The organism is Nonomuraea sp. NPDC001831 (genome assembly GCF_042892035.1).
GTDB lineage: Bacteria > Actinomycetota > Actinomycetes > Streptosporangiales > Streptosporangiaceae > Nonomuraea.
This window is the reverse complement of sequence record NZ_JBIATU010000001.1, coordinates 818,076-841,207: the sequence shown is the minus strand read 5'-3', so window position 1 is coordinate 841,207 and position 23,132 is coordinate 818,076. Positions and strand designations below refer to the sequence as shown.

21 protein-coding genes are annotated in these 23,132 nt (G+C 75.0%); 10 read left to right on the top strand and 11 right to left on the bottom strand.

Annotated elements, in window-relative coordinates; all coding sequences use genetic code 11:
- The first annotated feature begins 71 nt into the window (after positions 1 to 71).
- Positions 72 to 1,421, top strand: coding sequence for a S8 family serine peptidase (locus ACFYYW_RS03570; RefSeq protein ID WP_387644623.1), 1,350 nt, complete (start codon positions 72 to 74; stop codon positions 1,419 to 1,421).
- Positions 1,422 to 1,492: 71 nt separating this feature from the next.
- Here the strand turns inward: ACFYYW_RS03570 and ACFYYW_RS03565 are convergent, their stop codons facing one another.
- From ACFYYW_RS03565 to ACFYYW_RS03550, 4 genes are all read right to left on the bottom strand, one after another.
- Positions 1,493 to 2,215 carry a hypothetical protein gene (locus tag ACFYYW_RS03565; RefSeq protein WP_387644621.1) on the bottom strand — a complete coding sequence of 241 codons (723 nt, stop codon included), beginning with the start codon at positions 2,213 to 2,215 and terminating at the stop codon, positions 1,493 to 1,495.
- An 86-nt stretch (positions 2,216 to 2,301) separates the two neighbouring features.
- Positions 2,302 to 3,345: a LuxR C-terminal-related transcriptional regulator gene (locus ACFYYW_RS03560; RefSeq protein WP_387644619.1), complete on the bottom strand. Its 1,044-nt coding sequence runs from the start codon at positions 3,343 to 3,345 to the stop codon at positions 2,302 to 2,304.
- A 60-nt stretch (positions 3,346 to 3,405) separates the two neighbouring features.
- Entirely contained in the window at positions 3,406 to 4,278 is an 873-nt protein-coding gene (locus ACFYYW_RS03555; protein WP_387644616.1) for an aldo/keto reductase, read from the bottom strand.
- A gap of 6 nt (positions 4,279 to 4,284) precedes the next feature.
- Entirely contained in the window at positions 4,285 to 5,232 is a 948-nt protein-coding gene (locus ACFYYW_RS03550; RefSeq protein ID WP_387644613.1) for an NAD-dependent epimerase/dehydratase family protein, read from the bottom strand.
- Between the two features lie 71 nt (positions 5,233 to 5,303).
- Here ACFYYW_RS03550 and ACFYYW_RS03545 point away from each other — a divergent pair, with 71 nt between their 5' ends.
- The gene (locus ACFYYW_RS03545) at positions 5,304 to 6,233 is read left to right on the top strand and encodes a LysR family transcriptional regulator (RefSeq protein WP_387644610.1); all 930 of its coding nucleotides are present in this window, start codon (positions 5,304 to 5,306) and stop codon (positions 6,231 to 6,233) included.
- 50 nt (positions 6,234 to 6,283) lie between these two features.
- Complete coding sequence (locus tag ACFYYW_RS03540) at positions 6,284 to 6,745, top strand: VOC family protein (protein ID WP_387644607.1); 462 nt, start codon at positions 6,284 to 6,286, stop codon at positions 6,743 to 6,745.
- A 2-nt stretch (positions 6,746 to 6,747) separates the two neighbouring features.
- Here the strand turns inward: ACFYYW_RS03540 and ACFYYW_RS03535 are convergent, their stop codons facing one another.
- Together ACFYYW_RS03535 and ACFYYW_RS03530 are read right to left on the bottom strand one after the other, a co-directional pair.
- Positions 6,748 to 7,077 carry a hypothetical protein gene (locus ACFYYW_RS03535; protein ID WP_387644604.1) on the bottom strand — a complete coding sequence of 110 codons (330 nt, stop codon included), beginning with the start codon at positions 7,075 to 7,077 and terminating at the stop codon, positions 6,748 to 6,750.
- The gene (locus ACFYYW_RS03530) at positions 7,044 to 7,190 is read right to left on the bottom strand and encodes a hypothetical protein (protein ID WP_387644601.1); all 147 of its coding nucleotides are present in this window, start codon (positions 7,188 to 7,190) and stop codon (positions 7,044 to 7,046) included. The genes ACFYYW_RS03535 and ACFYYW_RS03530 overlap by 34 nt, the downstream gene beginning before the upstream one ends.
- A gap of 86 nt (positions 7,191 to 7,276) precedes the next feature.
- Between ACFYYW_RS03530 and ACFYYW_RS03525 the strand changes: the two genes are divergently transcribed.
- Positions 7,277 to 7,918: a 4a-hydroxytetrahydrobiopterin dehydratase gene (locus tag ACFYYW_RS03525; protein WP_387644598.1), complete on the top strand. Its 642-nt coding sequence runs from the start codon at positions 7,277 to 7,279 to the stop codon at positions 7,916 to 7,918.
- Between the two features lie 49 nt (positions 7,919 to 7,967).
- Here the strand turns inward: ACFYYW_RS03525 and ACFYYW_RS03520 are convergent, their stop codons facing one another.
- Together ACFYYW_RS03520 and ACFYYW_RS03515 are read right to left on the bottom strand one after the other, a co-directional pair.
- Positions 7,968 to 9,026 carry a cobalamin-dependent protein gene (locus ACFYYW_RS03520; protein WP_364389614.1) on the bottom strand — a complete coding sequence of 353 codons (1,059 nt, stop codon included), beginning with the start codon at positions 9,024 to 9,026 and terminating at the stop codon, positions 7,968 to 7,970.
- Positions 9,023 to 10,618: a PP2C family protein-serine/threonine phosphatase gene (locus tag ACFYYW_RS03515; RefSeq protein ID WP_387644595.1), complete on the bottom strand. Its 1,596-nt coding sequence runs from the start codon at positions 10,616 to 10,618 to the stop codon at positions 9,023 to 9,025. Before ACFYYW_RS03515 ends, ACFYYW_RS03520 begins: the two co-directional genes overlap by 4 nt.
- A 238-nt stretch (positions 10,619 to 10,856) precedes the next feature.
- Between ACFYYW_RS03515 and ACFYYW_RS03510 the strand changes: the two genes are divergently transcribed.
- The 6 genes from ACFYYW_RS03510 (at position 10,857) to ACFYYW_RS03485 (ending at position 17,973) form a co-directional block, all read left to right on the top strand.
- A complete protein-coding gene (locus tag ACFYYW_RS03510; protein WP_387644592.1) occupies positions 10,857 to 12,215 on the top strand; it encodes a TrkH family potassium uptake protein in 1,359 nt (452 codons plus the stop codon).
- A complete protein-coding gene (locus ACFYYW_RS03505) occupies positions 12,208 to 12,870 on the top strand; it encodes a TrkA family potassium uptake protein (RefSeq protein ID WP_352326306.1) in 663 nt (220 codons plus the stop codon). Before ACFYYW_RS03510 ends, ACFYYW_RS03505 begins: the two co-directional genes overlap by 8 nt.
- A gap of 114 nt (positions 12,871 to 12,984) precedes the next feature.
- Positions 12,985 to 14,112, top strand: a complete 1,128-nt coding sequence (locus ACFYYW_RS03500; protein WP_387644589.1) for a M20 family metallopeptidase — start codon at positions 12,985 to 12,987, stop codon at positions 14,110 to 14,112.
- Positions 14,113 to 14,216: 104 nt separating this feature from the next.
- A complete protein-coding gene (locus tag ACFYYW_RS03495) occupies positions 14,217 to 15,113 on the top strand; it encodes a GNAT family N-acetyltransferase (protein WP_387644586.1) in 897 nt (298 codons plus the stop codon).
- Positions 15,110 to 16,219, top strand: a complete 1,110-nt coding sequence (gene menC / locus ACFYYW_RS03490; protein ID WP_387644584.1) for an o-succinylbenzoate synthase — start codon at positions 15,110 to 15,112, stop codon at positions 16,217 to 16,219. The genes ACFYYW_RS03495 and menC overlap by 4 nt, the downstream gene beginning before the upstream one ends.
- 89 nt (positions 16,220 to 16,308) lie before the next feature.
- On the top strand, positions 16,309 to 17,973 hold the full coding sequence (locus ACFYYW_RS03485) for a helix-turn-helix domain-containing protein (RefSeq protein WP_352326310.1): 1,665 nt from the start codon (positions 16,309 to 16,311) through the stop codon (positions 17,971 to 17,973).
- Here ACFYYW_RS03485 and ACFYYW_RS03480 read toward each other — a convergent pair.
- From ACFYYW_RS03480 to ACFYYW_RS03470, 3 genes are read right to left on the bottom strand one after another with little or no spacing between them, the layout of a single operon-like run.
- Positions 17,951 to 20,026, bottom strand: a complete 2,076-nt coding sequence (locus ACFYYW_RS03480; RefSeq protein WP_387644581.1) for a prolyl oligopeptidase family serine peptidase — start codon at positions 20,024 to 20,026, stop codon at positions 17,951 to 17,953. The genes ACFYYW_RS03485 and ACFYYW_RS03480 overlap by 23 nt on opposite strands.
- Entirely contained in the window at positions 20,023 to 21,246 is a 1,224-nt protein-coding gene (locus ACFYYW_RS03475) for an erythromycin esterase family protein (RefSeq protein WP_387644578.1), read from the bottom strand. Before ACFYYW_RS03475 ends, ACFYYW_RS03480 begins: the two co-directional genes overlap by 4 nt.
- Positions 21,243 to 23,105, bottom strand: a complete 1,863-nt coding sequence (locus ACFYYW_RS03470; RefSeq protein WP_387644575.1) for an ABC transporter substrate-binding protein — start codon at positions 23,103 to 23,105, stop codon at positions 21,243 to 21,245. The genes ACFYYW_RS03475 and ACFYYW_RS03470 overlap by 4 nt, the downstream gene beginning before the upstream one ends.
- Between the last annotated feature and the right edge of the window lie 27 nt (positions 23,106 to 23,132).

The window sequence follows — 23,132 nt, the reverse complement described above, 5'->3', positions numbered from 1 at the left end:
TCACTACAACGGGTATTTACAAGGGGAAGCAACGACTGTCCCATCCCCGTCCCGAGGAAGGAGGTGGAGCCTTGCGTGTCCTGATCCAGCTCCGCCCCGCCCGTGAAACCGTCGAAGCCGTCCTCGACCCCGGCGTGACCGCCACGGTCGCCGACGTGGCAGGAGACCTGCCGGGAATCGTCCTGGACCAGGCGTTCGCCCCGCTGGCCCTGCCGCGCGCCCTGCCCGCCTCGCCTTCGGGCGGCCTGCTGTCGTCGATCAACCGGCCGCTGGGCTTCTCCCTGTCGGCCGAGCACGCCAGCGTGCTCGTGCGCGGCGAGCTCTCCGACGACGACCTGCCGTCCAGGCTGGCGTTGTTGTCGTCGTCCGTGCGCGAGGTCGTCGGCGTGTTCGCCGACCCGTCCATCCATCCCCACCTGACCTGCGCCGACTCCGGCCCGGTCGGCGACTGGCACGACGTCGAACGGCTGCTGCGCACCTCCGACCTGCGCGCGGCCGGCTACGACGGCCACGGCGTCAACCTGGCGGTCGTGGACGGCGGCGTCAACGCCGACCACGTGAGCACCAAGCTCGGCCGCCAGGTCACCCTCGACGCCGGGCACAGCTGGGCCCCGCCCGGCGTCACGCCCACGCCGGGGCGCTACCCGGTGGAGCACGGCAGCCTGTGCGCCTTCAACACCCAGCTCGCCGCCCCGCGCTCGACGCTGCTCGACATCGCCGTCCTGCAGAGCAGGAAGGGCACGACCGAGGGCCTGCTGTCGGACGCTGTGGCCGCCTACACCCACCTGCGCGGACTCCTGGAGGCCATGCCGGCCGAGTCCCGCTCGCTGGTCGTCAGCAACAGCTGGGGCCTGTACAACCCGCAGCAGGACTTCCCGCCCGGCCACCCCGGCAACTACTCCGACAACCCGATGCACCCGTTCAACGTCATGATCTCGAACCTGGAGCACGCCGGGGCCGACATCGTGTTCGCGGCGGGCAACTGCGGACGCGACTGCCCGGCGGCGAGCTGCGGGTTCACCGACATCGTGGGCGGCAACGGCCATCCGAAGGTGGTCACGGTGGCCGGGGTCGACACCCGCGGCGAGCGCGTCGGCTACTCCTCGCAGGGGCCGGCCCGGCTGGGCGACCACAAGCCCGACCTGGCCGCCTACACCCACTACGCCGGCTCCGAGGCGAGCGGCCCCGGCACGCCCGACACCGGCACCTCCACCTCCTGCCCCGTGGTGGCCGGCGTCATCGCCGCGCTGCGCACCCGCCACCCGTCCACCAAGTTGTCGCCCGCGCAGCTTCGCACGCTGCTCAACCGCACCGCCGAGGACCGCAGCACGGTCGGCTTCGACCACGACTACGGGTACGGCATCGTCAACCCCGCCGGCGTCCTGGCCGCGCTCCGCTCGCACCGCACCCGGGCCGCCTGAACCGCGACGGCGCCGCGCACCCGTGGGTACGCGGCGCCGCCGTCCGCCGGGGAGGGCCGGTGGACGAAGGGTCAGCCGTGGTTCCAGACCGAGGAGATCCGGTCGTTCCACCCGCTGGGGACGAGGTTCGGGATGTCGGAGAAGGGCGGCACGATCAGCGAGCTGCCGCCGAAGTTGATGTGCTCGTAGTAGCGGACCGTGCAGTTCGTGCCGCCCATGGAGCTGATGACGTCGTTCCAGTCGTGCAGGTGCAGCGGGCCGTGGTGGACGTCGGTCAGGTCGTTGTAGGCCTGGCGGGCCGGGCACCAGAACCAGTCGCCGGCGTACTCGACGTGCTCGAACATCTGCACCTCGCCCCGCGTGGCCGGGCGCGGGTCGCGCAGCAGCGCCGCGGCCCACAGCGCGCCGTTGACCGCGGTGTCGTCGGTGACCGCCGTCAGGCGCTCGGGGTGGTAGAGGTAGGTCAGCGGGCGGCCGTCGAACCGGGTCAGGTCCGCCGGGTCGTGCTCGACGCCGTCCACGACCACCGCCATGGCGGGCGCGGGGTGGGTGATCGGTGCGTTGGCGAGCGCCGCGGCGGCCCGGGGCCGGGCCAGGGCGCGCGCGGGGTCCGCCGGCACGGGCTTGGCCGAGCGCGGCGCCCTGACCGCCTTGGCGACGAGCTGCTCCAGCGTGATGATGTCGTGGTCGCGCAGGAGGGCCAGCACGTCGGCCTCCTCCAGGCCCCCGACGTGGTCGGAGAAGTCCAGGAAGCGCTCGACCTGGCGGCGGGCGGGGGTTGAGATCTGGGTCACGGGTGCCTCCCCTGGTAGTGCTGCGTACTCCCTCATGGTCGGGCGGGGCGGCGGCGCGGGCAGCCCCCCAGTGTTGGGGATGGCGTTCAGGCGGTGAAGGCGGCCATGAGCTCGTCCCGGCCGCTCGCGCCGGTCTTGCGGAAGACCGCTTTGAGGTGGTCGTGCACGGTGTGTCCGGACAGGTCGAGCAGCCGGGCGATCTGCTTCGGCGCGGCTCCGGCGCACAGCAGGTCGAGGACGCCGCGTTCGCGCGGGGTGAGGGCGTACCAGTCGCAGAACGAGGGCAGCAGCAGGCCGCCGGTCGCCGCCTGGATCACCACGGCCACCTCGCCCGTGCCGTCCTCGTCCAATGCCTGGCCCTCGACGGCGAGCCAGCGGCCGTACCGGGCCGCCGGGGCGCAGATGATCGGCCGGCCGGCGTCCGCGCCGCCCGCGTGCTCGGCGGCGTCGGCGGCCAGGGCCGTGACGAACGTGTCGGCCAGCCAGGCGTGCACGCCGTGCCGGTCGGGGTGGCGCAGCCGGTCGAGCCACGCCCGGGCCTGCGGCGTCACGGCGCGGACGCCGCGGTCGGGGCCGACGACGATCACCCCGGCGGGCAGGGCGGGCGCGGTGGGGGCGAGCGGGGCGGCGGTGACGTACCTGCGCAGCGCGGCCATCAGGGCGGGGCCGAGCAGCGTGGCCCTGCGCAGGTCGTCCCCGGTGAACGGCGCGGCGTCGCAGGCGCGGACCAGCCCGAGCAGGCCCCACACGCCGCCGCGCCCGTCCCGCAGCAGCAGCCGCAGCTCGCAGGAGGCGCCGCAGGCCGCGAACGCCCGCCGCGCCCCCTCCTCGGCGCCGGCCACCGCGACCGGCACCCGCAGCCGGGCCAGCGACGCGGGCCGGCACGGGTCGCCGTGGGCGCGGCGGTGGGCGAGCAGGGAGAGGGCCAGCTCGCGTTCGTAGCGGTGCCAGAAGCTGAACGAGCCCTGCCCGAGCCCGGTCGCCGGGCTGGTGCCGACCAGCCGCAGCGCGTCGTGCGGCAGCAGCGGGGCGATGGCGGCGGACACGGCCGCGCCGACGTGTTCGGCCGCGACGCCCCGGTCCATCAGGGTGCGCACCTCGTGGACCACGCGGTCCTGGCATGAGCTCACGCGGCCAGGTCAGCACGCCGCGGGCCCGTCCGGCAAGCACAGGGTAGTCGTTCAGATACGTCAGGTCACATTCAGCCGCCGCAGCTCGCCCTCGGTGAGCTGCAGGGCCGTCGCCGCCGCCGACGCGCGCACCGACTCCGGCCGGGTGGCGCCCGGGATGGGGACGACGTGCTCGGAGTGGGCCAGGTGCCAGGCCAGGCAGACCTGCTGCGGGGTGACGCCGCGCTCCTCGGCCACCTCGTGGAAGGGGGTGCGGGGCGGGGCGGCGCCGGGGCCGTCCAGGGCGCTGCGGGCGATGCCGCCGAGGGGGCTCCACGGCAGGAAGGCGATGCCCAGGCGGTCGCACAGCCGCAGCTCGGGCAGGCTGTCGCGGTGCCGGGGGCTGTAGCGGTTCTGCACCGAGACCAGGGAGTCGCCCAGGACGGCCCTGGCCTCGTGGATCTGCTCGCAGGTCACGTTGGAGACGCCGGCCGCGCGGACGAGGCCGGCGTCCAGGAGGTCGCGCAGCGCGCCCACCGACTCCGCCCACGGGACGTCCGGGTCGGGCTTGTGCAGCTGGTAGAGGCCGATCGCCTCGACGCGCAGGCGGCGCAGGGAGCCCTCGCAGGCGGCCCGGAGGTGAGCGGGACGGCCGTCGACCGTCCAGGAGCCGTCGCCGGGACGGCCGCGCCCGCCCTTCGTGGCGACCAGCACGCCGGAGGCGTCGCCGGACCAGGTGGCCAGGGCCTCGGCGACGAGCTCCTCGTTGTGGCCGCGCTCGCCGGCGTGCCAGTGGTAGGAGTCGGCCGTGTCGATCAGGGTGAGGCCGGCGTCGAGGGCGGCGTGCACGGTGGCGATCGCGCGGGCACGGTCCGGACGGCCCTCGATGGACAGCGGCATGGCGCCCAGGCCGACGGCGCCGACCTCGGCGGTTCCGATGCGGCGGGTGATCATGGTCGGTCAGCCTTCCGGGAGGAGGTCGGCGACGGCTCGCGGCAGCCAGGCCGCGACGTCGGTGAACGTGAAGCCGAGCGCGGCGGCCCGGCCGGCGTCGACGGCGTAGGAGCGGTCGAAGGAGAACGGCGAGGCGGGCTCGCCGCCGGTCACCACGCGGTGGACGGGGGCCGGCGAGCCGGTCGCGGCGGCGATGGCCGCGCACAGGCCGGTGACGGTCAGCGTGTCGCGGGAGGCGGCGTTGAGCGCGCCGGTGACGTCGGTGCCCGTCGCCGTCCAGTGCAGGAACGCGGCGATCTCCGCGTGGTGGACGAACGACGTGGGGGCCGGGTCGCGGTGCACGGCGACCGGCAGCCCGGCGCGTACGCGGTCCACGTAGTGGCGCAGCCGTCCGGTGAAGTCGGCGTCCCCGCCGCCCAGCACGTGGGCGCTGCGCACGGCGAGGAACGGGAAGGCCGGGTCCCTGGCGAACACGGCCTCGGCCTGGCGTTTGCCCTCCGCGTACGCGGCCGCCTCGCCGAGCAGCCGGGACAGGGCGTCCGGCGATCCCCACGGCAGGCCGCGGTCCACCGGCCAGGACGCGGCCTCGACCGTCTCCTCGCGGACCGGGGCCGCGGCCGGGGGTTGCAGGGAGGGCGAGGTGGCCGGGTCGTAGACCTCCATGGTGGAGGTCATCACGTAGCGGGCGGTGCGGCCGGCGAAGACCCGGCGGGCGGCGTCGGCGTGCGAGGGCGTGTAGCAGACCTGGTCCACGACGGCGTCGAAGGTCCGGCCGCCCAGGGCGCGGGCGAGCGCCGCCGCGTCCGCCCGGTCGGCGACCACGTGCTCGGCCCCGGGCGGCGGCGCGGCCGAGCCCCGGTTGACCACGGTCACGCGGTCCCCGCCGGCCAGCAGCAGGCGGATCAGGCGGCGGCCGAAGTAGCGGTTTCCGCCGATGACGCAGATGTGTCGCATGCGGCCAAGACTGGCCGGACGGGGTCAGCAGTGGTAGTGGTGACTTGCTGGCCTCGTGTTAAGGAGAACTGTTGATCGATGCCCACCGGCTCAGGGTGCTGCGGGAGGTGGCCGCGCACGGCAGCTTCAACCGGGCGGCGGCCGCGATGCTGCTCACGCCGTCCGCCGTCTCGCAGCAGATCGCCGCGCTGGAACGGCAGCTCGGCACCCCGGTCGTCACCCGCAGCACCCGCGGCGTGGTCCTCACCGAGCCGGGCCGGCTGCTGGTGGAGACGGCCGAGACGATCGCGGCGGAGCTGCGGCACGCCCGGGAGCGGATCGACGAGCTGGCCTCGGGGCGCCGGCGGCTGACCGTGGCCACCTTCACCAGCGGCGGCCGCGCGCTGCTGCCCGGCGTGCTGGCGCGGTTCGTCGCCGCCCATCCCGAGGTCGCGACGAACGTGGTCGAGCGGGAGCCGGAGGACAGCCTGCCGCTGGTCCGGCGCGGCGAGGCGGACCTGGCGATCGCCTACCACTTCGACGGGCCGCTGCCGGTGCTGCCCGGCGACCGTACGGGGCTGGCCTGGACGCCGCTGGCCGAGGACCCGCTGTCGGTGACGCTGCCGGCCGCCCATCCGCTGGCCGGCCGGGCGTCGCTGGACCTGACCGAGCTGGCCGAGCAGCCATGGGTGATCGGCTGCTCCAAGACGGAGGCGTTCCTGCGCGGGTACGCCGCCGCGGCCGGGTTCGAGCTGCGGGTCACCGGCTCCACCACCGACTACCACCTGGCGCAGGCGCTCACCGCGGCCGGGCTGGGCGTCAGCCTGGTGCCGTCCATCTGCCTGGCGCGCGACACGCCCGGCCTGGCCGTCGTGCCGCTGAACCCGCCGCGCCCGGCCCGCTACCTCGGGATCGCCACCGCCCCGCGGCGCGACCACCCGCTGGTGCCGACGCTGGTGGAGTGGCTGCGCGAGGAGGCGGCGGCACTGGGACAGCAGCGGACCGATCCTGTCCGCCGGTGATGTCACAGTGTTCCCGGTAACCTCTTCCGCCACCGAACGGAGTCATTCCTATGAGCCGCCAGGTCCAGATCACCTTCGACGCCCACGACCCCAAGGCCCTGTCGACGTTCTGGCGTGACGCGCTGGGCTACGTCCATCCCGGCCCGCCCGGGGTGGAGCTGCCGCAGGGCGCCGACCCGCTGGCCGCCTGGGACGACTTCCTGGCCAGGGTGGGCGTCCCCGAGGAGGAGCGCGACGCCCGGTCGGCCATCGAGGACCCCGACGGCCGGGGGCCCCGGGTGTTCTTCCAGCGGGTGCCGGAGGGCCGGACCGCCAAGAACCGGGTGCACCTCGACGTCCGGGCGGCTCCCGGGCTGCGCGGCGAGGAGCGCATGGCGGCGCTGGAGGCCGAGTGCGAGCGGCTGGCCGGGCTGGGCGCGACGCGGGTGCGGCGGCACGAGCCCGAGCCGCCGTTCGCCGCCGGCCACATCGTGATGACCGACCCCGAGGGCAACGAGTTCTGCCTCGACTAGCGTCAGTCGTCGGCACACCTGCACGGCACGATGACCAGCGTGCCCGCTTCGATGTGGGTCACCTTCTTCGAGCCGAGGCAGAAGCGGCAGCCGAGCATCTGGGCGATCCACGGGTCCGACCACACCTGGTGCCGCCAGGCCGGCGGCGGCCCGTCCGGGGGCGGTTCCGCGCCGCGCTCGGCGGGCTCGTCGTCGCCCCCCACCCGGCCGAGGCCGCCACAGAACGTGCAGGTGAGAAACAGCTCGCCGAGCTGCACGCCGCGGCGGCCCTGGCATTCGGGGCAGGTGATCGGGTCCGTCACCTGCGGCCGGTCCCGCTGCAGGACCTGCACGACACCCAGGTGGACTGCTTCCTCGAGTCGCCGTTCTGGTTGATCCACTCCCCGCCGGCGCCCGTGCAGATGCCGCACACCGGACGCTCTTCCTGCTCGTCGTCGTTCGCCATACTGCGCACGGTAGCCGAGCGTGCGCGGACTGTCTGGCGCCTGCCGGATCAGGTCGGACTCGGCCGGGTGCTGCGAGAATGGCCGCATGGCCAAGCTGACCGGACCGCAGATCGCACAGGAAGGGCCGGCGGGGTGGGCGTACCTGCTCGGCAGCCTGCACACCCGCCTCCACACCGGCACGTTCGCGGCCGGGCTCGCGCTCGTCGACGCCATCGGGGCGGTGGCCGAGGAGATGGACCACCATCCCGACCTCGACCTGCGCTACACCCATGTCGACGTGCGGCTGTCCAGCCACGACGCGGGCGGCGTCACCGAGCGCGACGTGCGGCTGGCGCGCGCGGTCTCGACGCTCGCCGCCGACGCCGGGGTGCGCCTCGACCCGGCGTCGGTCTCCGTGCTCGAACTCGGCCTCGACACCCCGGCGCGGGACACGGTCCGGCCGTTCTGGGCGGCGGTGCTGGCGATGCCCGCCGACGACCGGGGCGACCTGCAGGACCCGGCCGGCGCGCTGCCCGGCGTGTGGTTCCAGCCGTCCGGCGACGAGGAGCCCCGCCAGCGCTGGCACCTCGACGTGTGGGTGGAGCCCGCGCAGGTCCAGCCCCGGATCGACGCGGCGCTGGCGGCGGGCGGGCGGCTGGTGCACACCGACGAGGCGCCGCGGTTCTGGGTGCTGGCCGACCCCGAGGGCAACCACGTCTGCCTGTGCACCTGGCAGGAGCGCGACTGAGCCGCGGCGGCGGTCAGCGGGGGCGCCCGTCGGGCAGCCCGGCCCGTGGTCAGCGGGGCCCGTCGGGCAGCCCGGCCCGTGCCTGGGCCAGCAGCTCGCGGGTGCGCGGCAGGCCGGCCAGGCGGGCGGCCAGCGCGTCCAGCGTGACGGCCAGCACCCGGGCCGGCACGCCGCGCGCCGTCAGCACGTGCGCCATCCAGCTGACGAAGGACGTGAACAGGCCGGGGTCGTCCACGTAGGCGGCGGCCTTGAGGTAGTCGACGACGTAGGCGACGTCCTCGGCGGTGTGGCCGGTCGGCTCCTCGCCCTCGGTGACCGGCACGTGCTCGTCCAGCTCCTGCATGACGCCTCTGACCAGCTCGGGGGCCCGATCGGTGAGCGCCGTGTACTCGGGGCCGGCCAGATGCGGCGGCCGTCCCGGGCTCAGCCCGGTCGCGGCCCGGCGCGGCGGCCCGGCGTCGAGCAGGTCGGCGGCGGCCCGCGCGTCGGGCGCCCAGGCGTCGGCCCCGAGCAGGCGGGCGTAGCGGCCGTCGGGCCCGAAGGCGGCCCCGCCGACGAGCACGGGCGCGCCCGCCGCCTGGCAGGCGCTGATGGCCGCGTGCGCGGCGGGCAGCCGGGTGGCGATCGACCCGGACAGCGCGACCGCGGCGGGCGCGGTCCTGTGCACGTGCACGACCAGGTGCGCGGTCGGCACGTGCGCCCCCAGGTAGTCCACCTGCCAGCCGCGCAGCCGGAGCACCTCGGCCAGCAGCCGGGCCGGGAAGGTGTGCCACTCGCCGTCCACGCACGCCACGCTCACCCGCCCCCTGGCCGGCCCGGTACGGTGACCGCGCGCGGCCGGCTCGTGGGCCAGCACGGCCAGCACCCGCTCGTGGACGGCGGTCGCCGTGTGCTCCTGGGCCACGGTGAGCCGGTTGGCCGCCCAGTCCAGGCCCACGCGGGCCTGCGCGACGGCGACGACGTCCAGGAGCATGGTCTCCAGGGGCACGCCGGCGTCGAGACCGGCCCGTGCGGCGTCGATCGCGGCGTACTCGTCGCCGGACGTCGCCGCCGTCCGCAGCGCCTCGACGCAGCGCTCGATCTCGTCCCGCGGGCCGGAGGCGCTCACGCCGGAAGACCTCCGTCCGGGCCGTCGGGGCCGTCGGGGACGTCGGGGGCCTCGCGCGGCGCGCCGATGGCGACGATGGCGATGTCGTCGCGCTCCCGTTCGCCCGCCCACTGGGAGGCGAGCATCTGGACGCGTTCGGCCAGCGCCGCGGCCGGCATGCCGACGCACTGCCGCAGCTCCTCGCGCAGCCGGTCGTCGCCGAACATCTCGTCGCCCAGCGGGCCGCCCCTGGCCTCGATGACGCCGTCGCTGTAGAGCAGGCACGTCTCGCCGGGGGCCAGGAGCACCGTCTCGGTGACGCTGGTGATCTGGTCGAGCAGGCCGATCAGGGTGCCGCGGGTGCGGGCGACCTCCACCCGGCCGTCGTTGCGGACGATCATCGGCGGCGGATGGCCGGCGCTGGTCAGCCGCAGCTCCAGCCGGTGGCCGCGGCGCTCGACCCCGGCCAGCACCAGCGTGACGTAACGCGGGCTGGACCCGGCGAGCAGCACCTCGTTGAGCCGTTCCAGCACGCGCTGGTGGTCGTCGGCCAGCGGCAGCAGCGCACGCAGCGTGTTGCGGATCTTGCCGGTCAGCACGGCGGCCTCCAGCCCCTTGCCGGAGACGTCGCCGAGCACCACCAGGGCCGCCCCGCCCGATCCGGCGACCGGGTGCACGTCGTAGAAGTCCCCGCCGACCAGCGCGCCGTGGCCCGCCGCCCGGTAGCGGGCCGCCACATCGGCGACGTCGAGGTACGGCGTCATCGGCGGCAGCAGGTCGGCCATCAGCGTCTCGGCGATGGCCCCCTGCTCGGCGTACACGCGGGCGATGGAGATCGCGGTGCCGGCCCGGGCCACGAACAGCCGGGCGAACACCTCTTCCGCCGCGGAGAAGCCCTCCGTGGAGCGCAGCAGGATCAGCGCGCCCGCGGGCAGGCCGTAGCCGGGCAGCGAGATCACCGCCACGGACCGCGTGTCGTCCCGCCCCTCGCCCAGCACCCAGCCGGGCGCCCGCCCGGGGTCCACCCAGCGGGCGGGCACCGGCGGGAAGGCCCGCAGCGCCGCGGCCAGCCCCGGCATGGAGCGCGGATCGATGTCCAGGTTCCGGCGCACGGCCTGGCCGCCGGCCTCGTGGTAGGCGACCTCGAAGCGGCGCGGGCCCAGCGGCACGACGACCCGGGCGGCCTGGGCGAGGTGCTTCACGGCCAGGCGGGCGACCGCCTCCAGGCAGCGGTCGAGGTTGAGCGAGGACAGCAGCTCGGTGGCCGCCGCCACCATGGACGCGGCCGAGTCCCGCTCGGCCCGCAGCACCTCCATGGCCTGCTCCCGCGCGCTGACGTCGACCAGCCACCAGGTGACCCGGTCGCGCCCGGCGCGCACGGGATGAGCCTCGAAGACCCGCTCCCCGACCGGCCCCCGCGCGGGCTCGGGCATGCTTTCGGCGGCGGGCGACGCGGCCAGGCGGGCGCACAGGTCGTGGTGGGCGCGGGCCAGCCAGCCCGGCGCGAGCCGCCGCGCGTCGCCCAGCAACGACCGGGCGGCGGCGTTCGCCCGCTCGACGGCGCCCGACGCGTCGGCGACCAGCATCGGGTACGGCGTGTCCTCCCCCAGCATGCCGATCGCGCCCCGTTCGTGAACACCTACGAGATTTTCACTCTACTGACGTGACCTGCACGGCTTTCCCGACGCCGAATCGTCTTTGTCGCATTTTTAGCCGCGCGACCTTCGCGGCCCGCCCCCGGCCCCCCGGCCGCGGACGCGTGTGCCGGAGCGGTGGCCGGGTGGTCTACCGTCTGATCGTGCTCGCCTCACACCATGTCCCCCGCCCGGCCGCGCACGGCGGGGGCACGCCATGAGAAACCTGCGGCTGACGGGCGCCTTCCTGTCCCGGTTCCACCATCCGGCGCAGGTCATCGCGACCGGGTTCGCGGCCCTCATCCTGACCGGCACGGCCCTGCTGACCTCGCCCATGGCCACGGCCACGGGCGAGTCGGCCGGCTGGCTGACCGCGCTGTTCACCGCGACGTCCGCGGCCTGCGTGACCGGCCTGGTCGTGGTGGACACCGCCACCCACTGGTCGGTGGCCGGGGAGGTGGTGATCGCCATGCTGGCCCAGGTGGGCGGGCTGGGCATCATGACGATGGCGACGCTGTTCACCGTCCTGGTCGCGGGCCGGCTGGGGCTGCGCGCCCGCATGTTCGCCCAGGCCGAGACCAAGACGCTGAGCATGTCCGACGTCCGGCGCGTGGTGCGCAACGTGGTCATCTTCAGCCTGGTCTCCGAGCTGGTCGTCGGCGCCGTGCTCACGGTGCGCTTCGTCACGGGCTACGGCGAGCCGCTGGGCCGGGCGATGTACCTGGGCTGGTTCCACGCGGTGTCGGCGTTCAACAACGCCGGGTTCGCGCTGTGGCCGGACAACCTGATGCGCTTCGTCACCGACGCGTGGATCTGCCTGCCGATCGCGATCGCGGTCATCGTGGGCGGGCTGGGCTTCCCGGTGGTGTTCGAGCTGGCCCGCGCCTGGCGCCGGCCCAGCCGCTGGTCGGTGCTCACCCGGGTCACCGTCGGGGTGACGCTGGTCCTGCTCGCGGTGGGGACGCTGGTCTTCCTGGTGACCGAGTGGCGCAACCCCAGGACGCTCGGCGGGCTCGACGACTCCGGCAAGCTGCTGGCCGCGTTCTTCACCGGGGTCATGCCGCGGTCGGGCGGGTTCAACAGCCTCGACATCGGCCAGCTCTACCCGAGCAGCCTGCTCGCCACCGACCTGCTGATGTTCATCGGCGGCGGCAGCGCCGGCACGGCGGGCGGCATCAAGGTCACCACGTTCGGGCTGCTGGCGTTCATCATCTGGGCCGAGCTGCGGGGCGAGCCGCGGGTGAACATCGGCCACCGGCGCCTGGCCGAGTCCGCGCAGCGCCAGGTCATCTCGATCACCATGATCGGCGTCGTGCTGGTCGCCGTCTCCACCTACCTGCTGCTCGCCATCACGCCCCACAGCCTGGACCAGGTGCTGTTCGAGGTGGTCTCGGCGTTCGGCACGAACGGGCTGTCCACCGGCATCACCGCCGACGCCACGCCCGCCGGGCACCTGCTGCTGGCGGCGCTGATGTTCATCGGGCGCATCGGCCCGCTCACGCTGGGTTCCGCGCTCGCCCTGAAGGAGCGCACCCGTCGCTACGAACTACCCGAGGAACGTGTCATCGTTGGCTGACAAGAAGACAGACCCCGTCGTGGTCATCGGCCTGGGCCGGTTCGGCACCTCGCTCGCCCTGGAGCTCACCCGGCGCGGCACCGAGGTCCTGGCCATCGACAACCGGCCGAAGGTCGCCCAGAGCCTGGCCGGGCAGATCACGCACATCGCCACCGCCGACTCCACCGACCTGGAGACGCTGCGCCAGCTCGGCGTGCCCGACTTCTACCGGGCGGTCGTGGCCATCGGCGGCGACCTGGAGGCCAGCATCCTGACCACGTCGCTGCTGATCGAGCTGGAGATCGACGACATCTGGGCCAAGGCCGTCAGCCGCCAGCACGGCCGGATCCTCGGGCGCATCGGCGCCCATCACGTCGTCTTCCCCGAGCACGACATGGGCGAGCGGGTGGCCCACATGGTGACCGGCCGGATGCTGGACTTCATGCAGGTGGACGAGAACTTCGCGATGGCCAAGACCCGGCCGCCCAAGGAGTACATCGGGGTGCCGCTCGGCCGGTCCAACCTGCGCCGCAAGCACGGCGTCACCGTGGTGGCGGTCAAGAGCGCGGAGGAGGAGTTCACCTACGCCGGCTCCGACACCGAGCTGGGGTACGGCGACGTGATCATCGTCTCCGGCCGCACCGAGGACGTCGAACGCTTCGCCGACCTCACCTAGTCCGGCGGTCGTCGGCGGGGCCCAACGGGGCGGGCCGATGTTGGCCGGGGCGACAGGCCCGTCCGCGTCGTGGTTGACGAGGATGGGCGGTCCGTCCGACCGGAGGCAGCCACCATGACACCACGCCGTACCCTGTCCGACCTGGCCCGTGAGGCCGCGATGAGCGCCGACATCGAGCGGCTCGTACGCTGCGAGTCGCCGTCCGGCGACCTGGCCGCGGTCGCCCGCAGCGCCACGGCCGTCGCCGAGCTGGGCGCCGCCCACCTGGGGGCCGCGGCCGAGCGGATCGTCATCGACGGGCGCACCCACCTGCGGTGGCGGTTCGGCGGCGAGCCGCGCGTGCTGCTGCTCGGCCACCACGACACGGTGTGGCCGGTCGGCTCGCTGGAGCGGCACCCGTTCGAGGTGCGCGACGGGGTGCTGCGCGGGCCGGGCTGCTTCGACATGAAGGCCGGGCTGGTGATGGCCTTCCACGCGCTGGCGGCGCTGGACGACCTGGACGGCGTGACCGTCCTGGTCACCGGCGACGAGGAGCCCGGGTCGCCCACCTCGCGGCGGCTGGTCGAGGACGAGGCGCGCGGCTGCGCGGCGGCGCTGGTCCTGGAGGCCGCCGGTCCCGGCGGGGCGCTCAAGACCGAGCGCAAGGGCGTCTCCCGGTACGAGGTGCTGGTGCGGGGCCGGGCCGCGCACGCCGGGCTGGAGCCCGAACGCGGCGTGAACGCGACGGTCGAGGTGACCCACCAGGTCGCGGCCGTGGCGGCGCTGGCCGATCCCGTGCTGGGCACCACCGTCACCCCGACCCGCCTGGAGTCGGGCACCACGGTCAACACGGTGCCCGCGCGGGCCCGCTTCGACGTGGACGTCCGGGTCAGGGACGCCCGCGAGCAGGACCGGGTGGACGCGGCGATGCGCGGGCTGCGGCCGGTGCTGCCCGGCGCGGGCGTCACGGTCGGCGGCGGGCCGAACCGGCCGCCGCTCCCGGCCTCGGCGTCGAAGGAGCTGTTCGAGCGGGCGTGCCGGCTCGCCGACGCCCTCGGGATCGGGCCGCTCACCTCGGTCGCCGTGGGCGGGGCCTCCGACGGCAACTTCACCGCGGGGACGGGCACCCCCACCCTGGACGGCCTGGGCGCGGTCGGCGGCGGCGCGCACGCCGACGACGAGCACGTGCTGGTCGCGCAGCTGCCGGGCCGCACCCGGCTGCTGACAGCCCTGGTCGCCGACCTGCTGGCCACGACGCGGTGACCGCCGCTCGCAGGGACGCTGTTGTCCGGGCGGACGAACGGGACGCCGCCGCCCGGTGCTCGCCGACCAGCTACGGGACGGAGGCGGCTGCGACCATGACCGGCGTGACCGATCTCATCCGTGACCGTCGCGACTCCCGGCCCGTCGAGGCCGCGTGCGCCGCGGCGCAGGCCGCCGCCGACGACGCGGGCATCGACATCCGCCCCCTGGACAGCGTCGGCGAGCTGGAAGCCGTGCGCCGCCTGTACGAGCACATCTGGCGCACCGGCGAGAACAACCCTCCGGTGACGGCCGACATGTTGCGCGCGTTGTCGAAGGCGGGCAGTTACGTGAGCGGCGCCTTCGACGGCGACCGGATGGTGGGCGCCTGTTTCGGCTTCTTCTCCCCGCCGGCGCGCGCCGCCCTGCACAGTCACATCGCCGGCGTGCTGGCGGGCATGCAGGGCCGCAACGTCGGGTTCGCCATGAAGCTGCACCAGCGGGCCTGGGCGATGCTGCGCGGCGTCGGCGAGATCTGCTGGACCTACGACCCGCTGGTCCGCCGCAACGCCTACTTCAACCTGGCCAAGCTGGGCGCCGACCCGGCCGAGTACCTGCCGGACTTCTACGGCCCCATGGACGACGACATCAACCGCGCCGACGCCACCGACCGCGTCCTGGTCCGCTGGCGGCTGGAGACGCCCGCCGTCGAGGCGGCCTGCGCGGGCCGCCCGGCCGTGGCGGACGCGGCGGCGGCCAGGGCGGCGGGCGCGGCCGTGGCGCTGGAGGCGTCGGCGGCGGGCGGGCCGCTGGTCCGGTACGCCGGCGCGGACACCGTCCTGGTCGGCGTGCCGGGCGACGTCGAGGCGATGCGCGAGAGCGACCCGGCCCGCGCCGCCGACTGGCGCAGGGCGCTGCGGGACGTGCTGGGCGAGCTGCTCGGACAGGGCGGCCGGGTACGCGGCTTCGACCGGACAGGCTGGTACATCGTGGACAGAGTGGACAGACAGGAGACGGAGTGAAGATCACCGGGGTGGAGGTCCGCACGGTCGAGATGCCGCTCGTGACGCCGTTCCGCACGTCGTTCGGCACCGAGACGGTACGGCGGGCGGTGCTGGTGCGGGTCGTCACCGGCGAGGCCGAGGGCTGGGGCGAGTGCGGCGCGGGCACGGCGCCCCTGTACTCCTCGGAGTACACCGACGCCGCCGCCGACGTGCTGGCCCGGTTCCTGGTCCCGGCGCTGGCCGGCGTGGCCGACCTGGACGCGCACAAGGTCGCCCCGGCGCTGGCGGCGTTCAAGGGGCACCGGATGGCCAAGGCCGCGCTGGAGACGGCCGTCCTGGACGCGGACCTGCGCGCCCGCGGCGTCCCGCTGGCCCACGCGCTCGGGGCGGTGCGCGACAGCGTGCCGTGCGGGGTGTCGGTGGGCATCACCGGGTCGATCCCCGCGCTGCTCGACGCCGTCGCCGAGTACCTGGACGCGGGCTACCTGCGGATCAAGCTGAAGATCGAGCCCGGCTGGGACGTCGAGCCGGTCCGGGCCGTGCGCGAGCGGTTCGGCGACGTCCCGCTGCAGGTGGACGCCAACACCGCCTACGGGCGCGGCGACGCCCGGCACCTGGCGGAGCTGGACCCGTTCGGCCTGCTGCTGATCGAGCAGCCGTTCGCGCAGGACGACCTGCTCGCGCACGCCCGGCTGGCCGAGCGGATCACGACGCCGATCTGCCTGGACGAGTCGATCGTCTCGGCCCGCGCCGCCGCCGACGCGATCGCGCTCGGGGCCTGCCAGGTGGTCAACATCAAGCCGGGCCGGGTCGGCGGCCATCTGGAGGCGCGGCGCATCCACGACGTGTGCGCCGCGCACGACGTCCCGGTGTGGTGCGGCGGCATGCTGGAGACGGGCGTGGGCCGGGCCGCCAACGTGGCGCTCGCCGCGCTGCCCGGGTTCCTGCTGCCCGGCGACACCTCGGCCTCCGACCGCTACTACCGGACCGACCTGACGCCGCCGTTCCGCCTGGTGGAGGGCCATCTCGCCGTGCCGACCGGCCCGGGGATCGGCCTCGCCCCGATCCCGGAGGTGCTGGAGGAGGTCACCGTCGCCAGCACGTGGGTGCCGATGCCGTCCTGAGCCGTTGGTCCGTTCCGACAGATCACCCGGTGGCATTTCGTCGTCCGGGACGAACGACGTGCCACCGGGGCGGCGCTAGCTTCGGAAGCGTGCTTGTCCCCATGACCGGCCTCCCGCGTGCCAGCCTGGGCCGCGTCCTGGAGGAACTCGGAACCACCCTGCTCCAGGTCGTCTGCGGCGACGCCGGGCTGGCCCGCGACATCGGCGGCGTCGTCATCCACGACCCGCTCGACGAGCCCGAGCTGCCCGCCGACGCGCTGGTCCTCGGCGTCGGCCTGCACGACCCGGCCGAGATCGCGCAGGTCGTGACCCGGCTCGGGCGGCACGGCGCCGCCGCGCTGGTCGTCCGGGCGCCCGTCGTCGCCGACGAGGGGCTGGTCGCGGCGGCGGGCCGGGCGGGCGTGGCGGTGCTGGCCTTCGCCCGCGGCGCGTCCTGGACGCACCTGGCCGGCATGCTGCGCGAGCTGACCTCCGACGGCGGCCGGCTCGGCCCCGCCGACGCCCACGCCTCGGGCCGGATCGGGTCCGGCGACCTGTTCGCCGTGGCCAACGCCATCGCCGCGCTGCTGGACGCGCCCGTCACCATCGAGGACCGCCACTCGCGGCTGCTGGCCTTCTCCAGCCGCCAGGAGGACACCGACACCTCCCGCGTGCGGACGATCCTGGGCCGCCAGGTCCCGGAGCAGTACACCCGCATCCTGGAGGAACGCGGCGTCTTCCAGGCGATCTACCGCAGCGACCGGCCCGTCTTCGTGGCGCCCCTGCCCGACCCCGAGGGCCGGCAGCCGCCCGCGCTGCCCCGGGTGGCGATCGCGGTGCGGGCCGGCGACGAGATCCTCGGCACGATCTGGGTCGTCGTCCCCGAGCCGCTGGGCGAGGAGCGCAGCCAGGCGCTGTACGAGGCGTCCAAGCTGGTCGCGATGCACATGGTGTGGCAGCGCGCGGACGCCGACATGGAACGGCGGCTGCGGGCCGAGCTGCTGGGCACCGCGCTGGAGAGCGGGCCCGGCTCCCTGGAGGCCGCCCGCCGTCTGGGGCTGAAGGACGAGCCCGCGGTCGTGCTCGCGCTGACCGTCGTCGGCCCGGCGGGCGAGAGCCCGCTGCCCGCCCAGCTCGCGGCCGAGCGCAAACGGCTCGCCGACGCCTTCGCCATGCACCTGTCGGCCGTGCATCCGCGGGCCGCCGCCGCGCTGGTCGGCGACGTCGCCTACGGCATCCTGCCGCTGCCGCAGAACCGGCAGGACGCCGACGAGCGCGCGGTCCTGGTGGCCACCGAGTTCCTGGCTCGGGTCGGCTCCCGCCTGCGCCCGCTGGTCGGGGTGGGCCGGCCGGCCGGGGACAACTCTGCCCTGTCCCGCTCGCGTTCCGGCGCCGACCGGGCGCTGCGCGTGCTGCGGTCGGGGTCCGCCGGACGGCAGGTGGCCCGCCTGGACGACGTGCACGTGGACGCGCTGCTGCTGGAGCTGGCCGACCTCGTGCCGCGCGGCGACGTCCCCAGCGGGCCGATCGCCCGGGTCGTCGCCTACGACAGGGAGCACCAGACGAGCCTGGTCGAGACGCTGGACGCCTGGCTCGACGCCTTCGGCGACGTCTCGGTGGCCGCCGCCGCGATGTTCGTGCACCCCAACACGTTCCGCTACCGGCTGCGGCGCGCGGCCGAGGTGGGCGGGATCGACCTCGGCTCCCCGGACGCGCGCCTGTCGGCCATGTTGCAGCTGCGCCTGATGTCGATCAGGTCCGCTCCGGACGACTGACCGGGCCGCGCAGGCCGAGCGTGCCGATGAGGAAGGCCAGCCATTCGGCGTCCTGGGCGACCGCCACGTCATGGGGGGTGGCCGCGCCGTGCCCGGCGTCGTCGAAGACGTGCAGCAGGACGGGCTCGTCCCCCTGCTGGGCCGCCTGGAGGCGGGCGGCGAACTTGCGCGCGTGCCAGGGGCGGCAGCGCGGGTCCGTCGCCCCGGCCTGGAGGTAGACCGCGGGGAAGACGCCGGGGCGCACCAGCTCGTACGGCGACATCCGCAGCAGCCGCCGGACCTGCTCGGGGTCGTCCGGGTCGGCCCACGCTTTGCGGATGACGAAGTCGAGGTACGGGTCGCGGGTGCCGCCGATCAGGTCCAGCAGCGGCGCCCGCGGCAGGACGGCCCGCCACAGCTCGGGCCGGGTGGTGACGGCGATCCCGCACATGAGCCCGCCGTCGGAGCCGCCGGTCAGCGCGAGCCGGTCGGCGGCCGTGACGCCTTCGGCGATCAGGTGCTCGGCGACGGCCACCAGGTCGGAGTCGCGGACGTGCCGCCGCTCCCGGTGCGCGGCCCGGTACCAGTCCCCGCCGAACTCGCCGCCCCCGCGCAGGTAGGCCTGCACCAGCACGCCCCCGGCGGCGACGAAGGCGGCCAGGTCCGGCTGGTACTGGGGAAGCAGGGGCACGTTGGCCGCGCCGTACGCCGAGACGAGCACCGGCGCGGGCCGCGCCGGGTCCAGACCGGCCGGGCGCACCACGTGGTAGGGCACCGCGACGCCGTCGGCCGCCACCGCCCGCCCCTCGGCCACCTCGGCGTCGAGCGTGACCGCCGGGGCCGACAGGGTGTGCGGCGCGCCCTGGCCGGGCCGGTGCCGGTAGACGCCCCAGGAACTGGTCAGCGTGGAGAAGGCGAAGACGAAGTCGGCCGCGGGCACGCCGGTGGCCAGGGCGGTCAGGGCGAAGAACGGGGCGGCGAGCGCGCCCCGGCCGGGCAGCGGCATCTCCCCGGCGACGGCGCCCGCGCGGTCGAGGATCCGGACCCGGGCGAACGTGCGGTCGAACTCGCTGAGGTAAAGGTGCTCGCCGACCGGGGTGAGCGAGCGCAGCACGGTCTCGCCCTCGGGCACCAGCTCGGCCCATCCGGCCGGGTCGTCCGGGTCGGCGGCGTCGAGCGGGATGGCGACCACCCGGCCGCGCGGCGCGCCGACGTCGGTCACCGCCACGTAGCGGTCGCCGACGACGTGGCCGGCGACCGTGCCGGCGCAGCGGGTGACGAAGGGCCGCCACGCGGACCCGGGCACGGACAGGTCGCGGACGGCGCACGGGATGGGGCTGCCCACCCGGTGCGCGGCCACGGCCCAGCGGCCGTCCGGGGAGAACTGGACGAGCGTGTACTCCCGCGAGCCCGCCGGGACCGGGATCGGCTCCACGACGGTCTCCCCCGGCGTCCCGAGGCGGTGGCTGAACACCGCCTGCCGGAACTCCTCCGGCGGGCCGGTGAGCGCGAGGAAGGAGAAGCCGCCGCTGTCGGGCGTCCAGGAGACGCCGCCGGCCCACGCGCTGTGCAGGACGTGGCCGGGGGCGTCGAGCGTGCGGCCGGTGTGCACCTCGACGAGCCGGATGGTGTTGTGCTCGCTGCCGTCGGTGCACACGCCGAGGGCCAGGACGCGGCCGTCCGGGGAGGGCGCGAGCCAGGACAGCACCGCGTCCTGGCTGCCGCCGAACTGCGCCAGGTCGGCCACCGTCCTGCCGGGGCCGTAGGGCTCGTCGGCGACGACCACGATGGACGCCGTCCCGCCGCGCGGGGTGACCGGGCGGAACCAGCGGCCGGCCGCGTACCTGGGCAGGGCCGGGCGGGACCCGGTGTCGAAGGCCAGGACCAGGTCCCGGACGGCCGCCGGGTCCTGCCCCTCGTAGGCGACGGCGGCGGCCAGCTCGGCCTGCCGCCGCTGCCACCGCCGCACCTCGCGCGTCTCCTCCTCCAGCCACCGGTACGGATCGGGCACGCGGACGCCCGCGACGTCCTGGACGACCTCGACGGTGCGCGCGGGCGGATAGGAAAGGGTCACGACGACTCCGGCGATTCAGGATGGGCAGGACGGGCGGCGGCGAACTCGGCCTGGAGCCGTTCGAACGCGCCGGGGACCCGGCTGACCCGGCGGACGTGGATCAGGGCGTCGTAGGCGGCCGGGAAGTCGTCCACCGGGTCGAGGCCGCCGCTCGCGAGCGTGCCGTCGATCCCGTCGAACAGCTCGCCCGTCGCGCGGCGCAGGTCGACGACGGTCACGGGCGGGCCGAGCCGGTCGAGCGGCGCCTCCACGCAGTTCGGCGGCAGGGTGCGCGCCTCCAGCGAGACGTCGCAGTCGAACGGGCGCGGGGAGCGCTGCGTGAAGCGCACCTCCGGGCCGGAGCCGTAGGTCGTGCCGACGACGACCAGGCCGTCCCCCAGGGACGCGGCGAGCAGGCCGCCCAGCGTCGGCCGGCCGTGGAAGGGCGAGCGCCGGACGTGGGAGTTGTGGGCGCTGATGACGATCCGCTGCTCCCGTTCGAGCACCCATTCCACGGTCTCGGCCATGAACCGGTCCCGGGGGTAGGGCATGCCCATCGGCACGGCCTCCCCCGCCTCGGCCTCGTCGGCGAACGCCTGGAGGGAGGCCGCGCACCGGCGCAGCACCGGGTCCGCCGTCCGCAGCGCGCGCCCGGCCAGCTCGCGCAGCCCCGCGAGCAGGCGGGCCCGGCCGGCCGCGGGCATGGCCGCGTACCGGACCGCCGCCTCGGTACGGCCGCCCAGGTCGCTCAGGATCAGCAGCTCCTCGTCGCCCGGCCCGGCCGGCATGCGGTCCAGGCACGCGCGCACCGCCGGGCCGGGCGAGGTGGACGAGCCGGGCAGGTCCATGCCGTAGAAGGAGACCTGCGCCGGGCCCGCCGAGTTGCGGCGGCGCATCCAGCGCAGTTGCCGCCGCATCGGCTCGCACTCGCCGAACCGGTAGGTGATGCCGTCACGGGCGACCGTCGCGGCCGCGCCGGGCCCGCCGTGGACCCAGGCGTCCACGGCCAGCCCCTCGGCGAAGCCCGACTCCATCACGAACGCCGAGAACCCCAGCTCGCGCACGAGGATGCGGAACAGCCGGTCCTTGAGCCGGTAGAACTCGGTGACGTTGTGCGCCCCCTCGCCGACGGCCACCACGCGGGCGTCGCCGACCAGCTCGCGCAGCGTCCGGGCGTCCGCGACGGCGGCGGCGGCCGGGTCGAGGTGGCGCAGCGGCCGGGCGAAGGCGTCGCGCGTCATGCGTGGAAGTACCAGAGCTCGGGCGTGTACAGGTAGCTGAGCAGGGCCCGGAACGACGACTGCGGGCCGGACAGCGTGTCCTTCCACACGACCAGGGTGTGCGGGGTCGGGAAGAACAGCACGGGCAGCTCCTGGGCGATCTTGGTCACCTCGGCCGACAGGGCCCCGGCGTCGGCGCCGAAGGTGGAGGCGTCGATGAGCCGGTCCACCTCGTCGTCGTGGTAGCCGCCCAGGTTGAAGCTGCCCTTGGCGTTGAACACCGTGTTGCTGCTGGGGTAGCCGGCCGCCAGGTAGAGCGGCCCGTAGTCCTGCATCGCCCACTCGTTCTTGTTCGCGGGCGCGAAGGTGTTGCCGTAGTTGGCGTACATGTAGGTGAGGGACTTGGTGACGATCTTGACCTCGACGCCGAGCTTCTTGGCCGCCGAGGCGAAGGCGACGTCCCGGGCGCCGACGTAGGCGGGGGTGTTCGCGGAGGCCAGGGTGAAGCTGATCTTCTGGCCGCGCGGGATGCCGGCGCCGCACTCGCCCGGCCCTGTGCCGGGTCGCACGCAGGCGGTGGCGCCGTTCGGGACCACCTCCCAGCCGTTGTCGGTGAGCAGCTTGGCCGCCGCCGCCGGGTCGTGCGGGTACGGCGGCGCGTCCCCGAACGCCGGCGGGTACGGCGAGCCGCTGCCCGCGGTGCTGTAGTTGGGCGAGCCGGCGCCGTTGTAGATGCCGCGGCCGGCGATGTAGCCCGGCTGGTCGATCAGGCGCTGGAGGGCCTGCCGCACGTACGGCTGGGCGATGATCTTGTCGAAGCCGTTCACGGTGTTGCCGAAGTTGATGGTCAGCGAGTCGAAGCGGGCGGGCGCGGGCGCGCCGTAGACGTTGAACCCCTTGGCCTTCAGCGCGCCGATCTGCGTGATGAAGCTGGAGTCGAGCGTGCCGACGGTCAGGTTCCCCGCCTTGAACTGGTTGAGCACCGCGGCGGCCGAGGTGAACGCCTTGAAGTCGACCTGGTCCAGCCGTGAGTCGCCGGGCCCGCTGTAGGACTCGTTGGGGGCCAGCGAGAACGAGCCGGTCGTCGGGTCGAAGCTCTTGAGCCGGTACGGGCCGTTGACCACCTGCCACAGCGGGTTGGTGGCGAACGTGGACTGCGACTCCGACTCCTTGGTGAGGTACCTGTAGATCGCCGTGGCGTTCTTCGGCTTGGTGTAGTCGAGGTGCGGGCCGCCCGCGCGGTCGATGTCCCACGCCTTGGACGGCATCACGTACAGCAGCGTCAGCATCGACATCAGGTACGACGGGTTGTACGCCGTCTCCAGTTCGAGGGTCAGCGTGTCGGGCGCGGCGGCCTTGGCGGTGACCCCGTCGGGGAACTGGCCCGGGGTGTAGAAGCTCCAGTTGGCCGGGCTCTCCGCGAGCGCCGCCTTGAGCAGCGTCAGGGAGAAGACGACGTCACCGGCGGTGACCGGGTTGCCGTCGGACCACTTGTAGTCCTTCATCTTGATGGTCACGGTCTTGCGGTCGGCGCTGTAGGCGGGCGGCTCGGCCAGGCTCAGCTCGGCGTCGGCCACCTGGTCGCCCTCGCCGCTGGGCCGGTAGAGGGAGCGCCACATCAGGCCGCGGGCGATGACGGTCCCGTTGGCGGCGGCCGGCGGGTAGGGGTAGATGTAGTTCGGGCTGAGGCCGGGGGTCAGCGCGACGGTGACCGTGCCGCCGTCCTTGGGCTTGCCCGACTGCGCCGGCTGGCTGGCGTACCCCGCGGCGGGGTCCTTGGCGGCGCCCCCGCCGCCGGTGCACGCTGTGGCGAGCACCGCCACCGCGGCGGCGAGCGCCACCGCCAGGCGTGCTCGCTGCTTTCCGGACACGTGCGTCATTGCAGGCTCCCTACATGTGGGGGTGGA

Bases quoted from the DNA above. Each gene is read 5' to 3' on its own strand.
- ACFYYW_RS03550 (WP_387644613.1), bottom strand. From the start codon at position 5,232: ATGCGACACATCTGCGTCATCGGCGGAAACCGCTACTTCGGCCGCCGC.
- ACFYYW_RS03555 (WP_387644616.1), bottom strand. From the start codon at position 4,278: ATGATCACCCGCCGCATCGGAACCGCCGAGGTCGGCGCCGTCGGCCTG.
- ACFYYW_RS03500 (WP_387644589.1), top strand. From the start codon at position 12,985: ATGACACCACGCCGTACCCTGTCCGACCTGGCCCGTGAGGCCGCGATG.
- ACFYYW_RS03470 (WP_387644575.1), bottom strand. From the start codon at position 23,105: ATGACGCACGTGTCCGGAAAGCAGCGAGCACGCCTGGCGGTGGCGCTC.
- ACFYYW_RS03515 (WP_387644595.1), bottom strand. From the start codon at position 10,618: ATGCTGGGGGAGGACACGCCGTACCCGATGCTGGTCGCCGACGCGTCG.
- ACFYYW_RS03530 (WP_387644601.1), bottom strand. From the start codon at position 7,190: ATGGCGAACGACGACGAGCAGGAAGAGCGTCCGGTGTGCGGCATCTGC.
- ACFYYW_RS03525 (WP_387644598.1), top strand. From the start codon at position 7,277: ATGGCCAAGCTGACCGGACCGCAGATCGCACAGGAAGGGCCGGCGGGG.
- ACFYYW_RS03475 (WP_387644578.1), bottom strand. From the start codon at position 21,246: ATGACGCGCGACGCCTTCGCCCGGCCGCTGCGCCACCTCGACCCGGCC.
- ACFYYW_RS03510 (WP_387644592.1), top strand. From the start codon at position 10,857: ATGAGAAACCTGCGGCTGACGGGCGCCTTCCTGTCCCGGTTCCACCAT.
- ACFYYW_RS03540 (WP_387644607.1), top strand. From the start codon at position 6,284: ATGAGCCGCCAGGTCCAGATCACCTTCGACGCCCACGACCCCAAGGCC.